Here is a 7,721-nt window from a genome sequence, read left to right on the forward strand (position 1 = left end):
TATTCTGCCTGGGTGCCGTTCGAGCGCATACCAATGAAACCATCGCCTGCAGCAATGGCCTTAAGGCAGCGGGAGGGGTAGCCTGCGGTGCAGGTTTCACATTCGCCACAGGAAATGCAGAAGGAGCCTACGACGAAGTCGCCGGGGGCTACGGTGGTGACTTCGGAGCCTACTTCGACGACTTCGCCGATGTATTCGTGGCCCATTGCTCGGTGGTCGACGGGCTGTGCGCCGCGGTAGGGCCACAGGTCGGAGCCGCAGATGCAGGATGCTGCGAGCTTGATGATGGCGTCGGTGGGTTCGAGGAGGGTCGGCTTGTCGACTTCGTTGACGACGACCTTGCCGGGGGCTTCCATGACGACTGAACGCATGATGGTCCTTTCGAGGGTGCGTTGTGGTTAGTAATCCAACAGTACGCCCCGCACCCCGATATATCAATGATTTTTTATGCTACGGGGTGAAGGCAAAAACTCCGACAATCTGAACCAGCAAAACCGCGCCCGCTCCCCTACTTCTCCCCTGCTTTTCCGCTGCTTCCACGCCCGGTTAACGGCGGAACCCCCGCGCATCCACAGTGGACACGCGGGGGTTCCGCTCGGTTCACCTCAGCCTTATATCTCAAGGCGAGAAAGGGCTTAGAAGTCCCAGGCTTAGAAGTTTCAGCCTTAGAAGTCCCAGTCCTCGTCCTCAGTGTTCACAGCCTTACCAATCACGTAGGAAGAGCCGGAACCGGAGAAGAAGTCGTGGTTCTCATCAGCGTTCGGGGACAGCGCCGACAGAATCGCCGGGGACACGTTAGTCACGGTCGCCGGGAACATCGGCTCGTAGCCCAGGTTCATCAGAGCCTTGTTAGCGTTGTAGTGCAGGAACTTCTTCACGTCCTCGCTCCAACCCACACCGTCATACAGGGAGTGGGTGTACGCCACCTCGTTCTCGTACAGTTCGTACAGCAGGTTGAAGGTGTACTCCTTCAGCTCTGCCTGACGCTCCGGGGATTCCTTCGCCAGGCCGAGCTGGAACTTGTAGCCAATGTAGTAGCCGTGCACTGCCTCGTCACGAATAATCAGACGAATCAGGTCAGCGGTGTTGGTCAGCTTCGCGTGCGAAGACCAGTACATGGGCAGGTAGAAGCCCGAGTAGAACAGGAAGGATTCCAGCAGAGTGGAGGCAACCTTCTTCTTCAGCGGGTCGTCACCGGTGTAGTAGGACAGAACAATCTTTGCCTTCTTCTGCAGGTGCTCGTTCTCAGAAGCCCAGCGGAACGCCTCGTCAATCTCCTTGGTGGAGGCGAGGGTCGAGAAGATCGAGGAGTACGACTTTGCGTGTACGGACTCCATGAACGCAATGTTGGTGTACACGGCCTCTTCGTGCGCGGTCACGGCGTCCGGCAGCAGGGACACAGCGCCGACAGTACCCTGGATGGTGTCCAGCAGGGTCAGACCGGTGAAGACGCGCATGGTCAGCTGCTTCTCTTCGTCGGTCAGGGTCTTCCAGGAGGGCACGTCGTTGCTCAGCGGCACCTTTTCCGGTAGCCAGAAGTTACCGGTCAGACGGTCCCAAACCTCAAGGTCCTTCTCGTCCTCAATACGGTTCCAGTTGATAGCCTCGACCACGTGGTCGACGAGCTTCACCTTTTCGCTCATTAGTAATTCTCCGATTCTTAAGGGGCGGTTACGGTGCCACGCGCGCCCAGCCAGTCGCGCAGGCGGGTTTCGTGTTCACCGTAACCTCCCCTTCCAGTCTTTAGTTATAGTGTGCCAGCTCAGGCTGAATGCGTCACAGCATTCGGGCTAGAGCATGCAGGATACGCAGCCTTCAACCTCGGTACCCTCAAGAGCCATCTGACGCAGACGGATGTAGTAGATGGTCTTGATGCCCTTACGCCATGCGTAAATCTGGGCGCGGTTGATATCGCGGGTGGTTGCGGTATCGCGGAAGAAGAGGGTCAGCGACAGGCCCTGGTCCACGTGCTGGGTTGCCACAGCGTAGGTGTCGATGATCTTCTCGTAACCAATTTCGTAGGAGTCCTGGTAGTACTCCAGGTTCTCGTTGGTCATGTACGGTGCCGGGTAGTAGACGCGGCCGAGCTTGCCTTCCTTGCGGATCTCAATCTTCGAAGCGATCGGGTGAATCGAAGAGGTCGAACCGTTGATGTAGGAGATGGAGCCGGTCGGCGGAACAGCCTGCAGGTTCTGGTTGTACATGCCGTACTGTGCCACGTCAGCAGCCAGCTGAATCCACTCTTCACGGGTGGGGATGTGGTGCTTAGCGAACAGCTCGCGGGTACGTTCGGTCTGCGGTGCCCATTCCTTCTCAATGTACTTGGCGAAGAACTCACCGGATGCGTACTTCGAGTTCTCGAAGCCCTCAAAACGCTCACCGCGTTCCTTAGCGATCAGCATGGAGGTGCGGATCGCGTGGTAGGCGACGGTGTAGAAGTACATGTTGGTGAAGTCCAGTGCTTCTTCGGAACCGTAGTAGACGTGCTCGCGTGCCAGGTAGCCGTGCAGGTTCATCTGGCCCAGGCCCACGGCGTGGCTCATGTTGTTGCCGCGCTCGATGGAGGGTACGGAGCGGATGTCGGACTGGTCGGAGACGGAGGTCAGCGAACGAATCGCGGTTTCCACGGTCTTGCCGAAGTCGTCGCCGTCCATGGTCAGTGCAATGTTCAGCGAACCGAGGTTGCAGGAGATGTCCTTACCGACGGTCTCGTAGCCGAGGTCAGCGTGGTAGGTGGACGGCTCAGAAACCTGCAGGATCTCGGAGCACAGGTTGGACATGATGACCTTACCGGCGATGGGGTTCGCACGGTTGACGGTGTCTTCGAACATCACGTACGGGTAGCCGGACTCGAACTGGATCTCTGCGATGGTCTGGAAGAACTCACGCGCGTTGATCTTGGTCTTGGTGATGCGTGCATCGTCGACCATCTCGTAGTACTTCTCGGTGACGTTGATGTCAGAGAAGGGCACGCCGTAGATGCGTTCCACATCGTACGGGGAGAAGAGGTACATGTCCTCGTTCTTCTTCGCCAGCTCGAAGGTGATATCGGGGATCACGACACCCAGGGAGAGGGTCTTGATACGGATCTTCTCGTCGGCGTTCTCGCGCTTGGTGTCCAGGAAAGAGTAGATGTCGGGGTGGTGCGCGTGCAGGTACACTGCGCCGGCGCCCTGACGTGCACCCAGCTGGTTAGCGTAGGAGAAGGCGTCCTCCAGCAGCTTCATGACGGGGATAACGCCCGAGGACTGGTTCTCAATCTTCTTAATGGGCGCACCGGATTCGCGCAGGTTGGTCAGGGCGAATGCCACGCCGCCGCCGCGCTTGGAGAGCTGCAGTGCAGAGTTGATGGAGCGGCCGATGGACTCCATGTTGTCTTCCATGCGCAGCAGGAAGCAGGAGACGAGCTCGCCGCGCTGCTTCTTACCTGCGTTGAGGAAGGTCGGGGTTGCCGGCTGGAAACGGCCGGAGATAATCTCGTCGACGATGTCTTCGGCGAGCTTCTCGTTGCCTTCTGCCAGCAGCAGTGCGACCATGCAGACGCGGTCTTCAAAACGCTCCAGGTAGCGCTGACCGTCGAAGGTCTTGAGCGCGTAGGAGGTGTAGAACTTGAAGGCACCCAGGAAGGTCGGGAAGCGGAACTTCACGGCGTAGGCGCGCTTGAACAGGTTCTTAATGAACTGGAAGTTGTACTTGTCGAAGAGTTCCGGCTCGTAGTACTGGTTCTCGATCAGGTACTCAATCTTCTCTTCCAGGTCGTGGAAGAAGACGGTGTTGTTGTTGACGTGCTGCAGGAAGTACTGACGTGCAGCCTGACGGTCTGCATCGAACTGAATTTGGCCGTTCTCATCGTAGAGGTTCAGCAGTGCGTTCAGCTCGTGGTAGCTCATACCCTTGAACTTCTCGGGCACGCTCTTGCCGCTGTGGCTCGCACCGAGAGTTTCTAGTGCTGAGGGCAGTTTTGCGTCCAAAATGCTTCCAATCCTTCGTTGACTTTTTCTACATCTGAATCGGTGCCCATGAGCTCAAACTTGAAGAGCACGGGCACATCGCACTTCTTGGCGACAATGTCTGCCGCGATACCGAAGAGCGGACCAAAGTTGGTGTTTCCGGAGCCAATCACACCGAGCATATGCTTGCGATTCTGCTCCACGTTCAGGAATTTAACCACCTGCGGGGGAACGTTACCGGCGCCTTCAGGCTTGCCGTAGGTGGGGACGATGAGCACGAACGGCTCATCAAGAATGAGGGTGTCTTCGCCGGTGCGCAGCGGCAGGCGGAGGCGGCGGGCACGGATCTTCTCCACGAACTTGTGGGTGTTACCGGAGATGGAGGAGAAGTACACGATGAGCGGCGCCGTATCGTCCAGGACCTCGGTCGCTCGACCCTCGGAAGCATTGCGTGCATCCATAAGAATCTTGCGGATTTCTGCGTGCTCGTCGACGGGGTTGGGCGTGAGGGCGGTACTCAACGTGTACTCCTTATTCTCGTGTGCCGGTGTGAGTTCCGTGCCGATTCCCGTTGGTGCGGGTTTCGGCTGGGCTGTTACGCTGCCAGAGCGTTGATCTTGTCGGGCTGGAAGCCGGACCAGTGCTCGTCGCCTGCAATGACGACGGGTGCCTGCATGTAGCCGAGGGACTTGACCATTTCGAGGGCCTGAGCGTCTTCGGTGATATCAACCTTGGTGTAGCTGATACCCTTCGCGTCGAGGGCGCGGTAGGTCATGTTGCACTGGACGCACTGCGGCTTGGTGTACACGGTCACTACCATGGGAATGCCTCTTACTTTCTCCCGCTCAGGCGGGGTTATCTCGTGAATGAATCTGGCGTGTTTCGTCTGTGGTTCACCACGTGGTGTTGACGGTGAGCGCGGTGCCGTCCGCTGCCCCCTCCTAGTGGGGTGTGGCGGTCTCCTGCACTGGGGCAGGGCGCTCAAAGTGCCGTAGTGGTGGAACCGAGTATTAATACTACATCTAGTGTCGAGATTTTTCTTCACCACAAGATGATGTGGTGCAGGGGGCGTGTTTCGTTCGATAAACCCACAGCTGAACCCACTTAAGAGGGGGTGTCTACAGCTTATCCACACCCTGCCGCGGGGCTAGTTCGTTGGATTCTCGCGGGGTGCGCCGGGTTATCCACAGGTGGGGTTTAAGTTGGTCAGAATTTTTAAGGGTTCATTCGCCCGCTGAGTTGAGGTTCAGTTAACCTCATGTATGCTTTCGGGGGCATAAAACCCGGCAGATTCGGGCTTGATTTTAAAGAGATCTTAACTCTCACGCGTTCTTGCGCGGAACGGCGCGGTTTTAAAGCAGAACGGACTTTCTTAAAGGCGAGGGTTAACCCCCTTCGAGCGGCTTTAAGCTATGTGATTAAGGCTGTAGAAAAGATTTTTAACTCTTTTTGATGAACCGGTGTGTCGTGGGTTTAAGTTGGTTAATTCCGCTGAAACGCCAAAACCCACCGCAGATACCGGTATTTCGCGGTATTTGCGGTGGGTTTACAGGCCACAGGCACAGGTTTTAGCAACCGGTGAGGCGCAGGTGAGGCGCAACCGGCTAGAAATCAATCAGGCCCAGTTCACGCAGTTTCTTACTCAGTGTTACGCCGTCGGTGGCTTCAATCCACAGCGGCGAGCGCATCATCTGTTCGGCACGATGGTCGCTCCACACGCGGCCGGAGGCGAGCATGGTCTCCCCCACGGTCAGGTTGCGGATGACGATTGCCGCCACGTTGTCCGGGTAGCGTACCGCGAAGCCGTTGTAGATGTACGGGTCGCGCTGCCCGTCGTCGCCAACGAGGATCCACTTCATCTGCGGGAATTCCTCGGCGAGGCGGCGCAGGGACTCGACCTTGTGGCTGGTGCCGGAGCGGAACCAGCGGTCGGGGGTGGGGCCCCAGTCGGTCAGCAGGAACGTGCCGCGCGGGTAGCCGTTGCGGCTGAGGAAGCGGCGCAGGGTCGGGGTGATGTTCCAGGCGCCGGTGGACAGGTACATGAACGGCGCATCCGGGTGGCTGCGGCGGATACGGTCGGCCATGACCGCCATGCCGGGGGTGGGGATGCGTGCGTGCTCGTCGAGGATGAAGGAGTTCCAGGCGGCGACCAGGGGGCGCGGCAACATGGTGACCATGACGGTGTCGTCGACGTCCATGATGACGCCGAGCTTCTGGCTTTCGGGAACGATGTAGACGCTGGTTGCTACGGCACGGGAGCCGGGCACGTACATGATGACTTCGTGGATGCCGGGTTCCAGGTCGATGCAGAGTTTGACGTCGAGCACGCCGCCGTGATCGGTGTACGCCTCGTGCTTGGTGCCGTCGATGACGATGGTGACGGGTGCATCGGACATGGCGGTTGCGGTGAAGGAGCGCCAGCCGCGCATGGGGTTGGCGGTGTCTTGGGTGCCTTCTACAACCTGCAGGAGGCGTTCGAGGTTGACCGTCTTGTAGAGTGCGCGGGCGATGATGCGGACCCAGCCGGGGTTGCCGTCGGAGGCGGCGCGGCCGTAGCCTTCGGTGGGCACGAGGATTGGTTCGCAACCGGCGGCGAGGGCGCGCTTTTCACGCCACCTGTGCAGCCGGTCAGCAACACGGTAGCCGATGTTGACTGCCTCGTCGGCAGCATCGTTCACAAGGTTGCGCAGTTCGTGAGTGCCCAAATTCTCCATCCCACTAGTGTAGCGGAGCCTTACCGGCTTGCGGCTTCTTGATTTTGTGTTCTTATACCTAGTTTTTATACCTATTAATACTGTGGTGCTGAGCGTGCGGTGTGATGTGCACATTATTTAGGGGTGTATTTGCTGTTCAGATTCGTTCCTTGCAGGTGGGGGCGTTATCCTGGAGAGTATGACCCACTCACAGCCTAACCGCCGACTTTTTGTGCTCGGCACTGCTATGCTTCCGCTGATTGCTGCCTGCTCGAAGAAGTCGAATGACTACGACGGCACCAGCGGTAATTTCACTCCGTATCAGGCTGGCGGCGAGACCTCTGCTGCTGCTACTCGCCCCGCACCCACGAATTCGCCGACTGTTGCCGCTGCGGGCAACCCGATTGATAAGCCGCGCGAATGGCCCGGCATTGGCAACTCCCTCGTTGGTGACGGCAAGTATATTGCGTGGACTGTTGATGACGGTGCAAGCCCGGAGGCGATTCGCGGCTACGCTGAGTTCTCGAAGCGTACGAATACTCGTCTGACGTTCTTCATTAACGCTTCGTACACCGGTTTTAAGGAGCATGTGTCGTTGCTGCGTCCGCTGGTTCAGAGCGGCCAGATTCAGGTTGCGAACCACACGTACAACCACGCCGACCTGACCACCCTGGACGCTGAGGGCGTGAAGGAAGAGCTGCAGCGTAACGAAGACGAGATTATGAGCATGTTCGGTGTCTCGTCGAAGCCGTACTTCCGCCCGCCTTACGGTCGCTATAACGATGCGGTGCTGAAGGCTGCCGGCGAGATTGGTTTTACCCGCCCGGTCATGTGGAACGGCACTACCGGCGATGAGGCGAAGACGAGCGCCCGCGTGATTTACATGCGCTGCATCCGCTACATGCTGCCGCAGCAGATTGTGCTGGGTCATCTGAACTATGAGACGATCATCCCGATTCTCGATCAGGTGAAGGACCTGCTCGATGACCGCGGTCTGACTGCGGTGACGGTTCGCGACTACTACGGTGACGCATCCGAGGAAGAGATTAAGGCGGCGGCTCCTTCGCCGACCAGATCG

General features: G+C 58.2%; 7 protein-coding genes. 1 reads left to right on the forward strand and 6 read right to left on the reverse strand.

Annotated features, from left to right (window positions below; translation table 11 throughout):
* The 6 genes from Q0216_RS04420 to Q0216_RS04445 form a co-directional block, all read right to left on the reverse strand.
* On the reverse strand, nucleotides 1-371 hold a 371-nt coding region (locus tag Q0216_RS04420; RefSeq protein ID WP_298593246.1), incomplete at its 3' end, for an alcohol dehydrogenase catalytic domain-containing protein.
* A gap of 294 nt (nucleotides 372-665) precedes the next feature.
* Nucleotides 666-1,643 (reverse strand): class 1b ribonucleoside-diphosphate reductase subunit beta, encoded by a 978-nt coding sequence (gene nrdF / locus Q0216_RS04425; RefSeq protein WP_298593247.1) that lies wholly within the window; start codon nucleotides 1,641-1,643, stop codon nucleotides 666-668.
* 147 nt (nucleotides 1,644-1,790) lie between these two features.
* Nucleotides 1,791-3,971, reverse strand: coding sequence for a class 1b ribonucleoside-diphosphate reductase subunit alpha (nrdE, locus tag Q0216_RS04430; protein WP_298593248.1), 2,181 nt, complete (start codon nucleotides 3,969-3,971; stop codon nucleotides 1,791-1,793).
* Nucleotides 3,944-4,471: a class Ib ribonucleoside-diphosphate reductase assembly flavoprotein NrdI gene (gene nrdI / locus Q0216_RS04435; protein WP_298593250.1), complete on the reverse strand. Its 528-nt coding sequence runs from the start codon at nucleotides 4,469-4,471 to the stop codon at nucleotides 3,944-3,946. The genes nrdE and nrdI overlap by 28 nt, the downstream gene beginning before the upstream one ends.
* Before the next feature lie 74 nt (nucleotides 4,472-4,545).
* Nucleotides 4,546-4,770 (reverse strand): glutaredoxin-like protein NrdH, encoded by a 225-nt coding sequence (gene nrdH / locus Q0216_RS04440; protein WP_005505794.1) that lies wholly within the window; start codon nucleotides 4,768-4,770, stop codon nucleotides 4,546-4,548.
* A gap of 784 nt (nucleotides 4,771-5,554) precedes the next feature.
* Entirely contained in the window at nucleotides 5,555-6,664 is a 1,110-nt protein-coding gene (locus Q0216_RS04445; RefSeq protein WP_298593251.1) for an App1 family protein, read from the reverse strand.
* 178 nt (nucleotides 6,665-6,842) lie between these two features.
* On the opposite strand from Q0216_RS04445, the gene Q0216_RS04450 reads away from it, so the two are divergent.
* A partial coding sequence (locus Q0216_RS04450; protein ID WP_298593252.1) for a polysaccharide deacetylase family protein occupies nucleotides 6,843-7,721 on the forward strand: 879 nt, incomplete at its 3' end.

Source organism: uncultured Rothia sp. (assembly GCF_937976295.1).
GTDB lineage: Bacteria > Actinomycetota > Actinomycetes > Actinomycetales > Micrococcaceae > Rothia.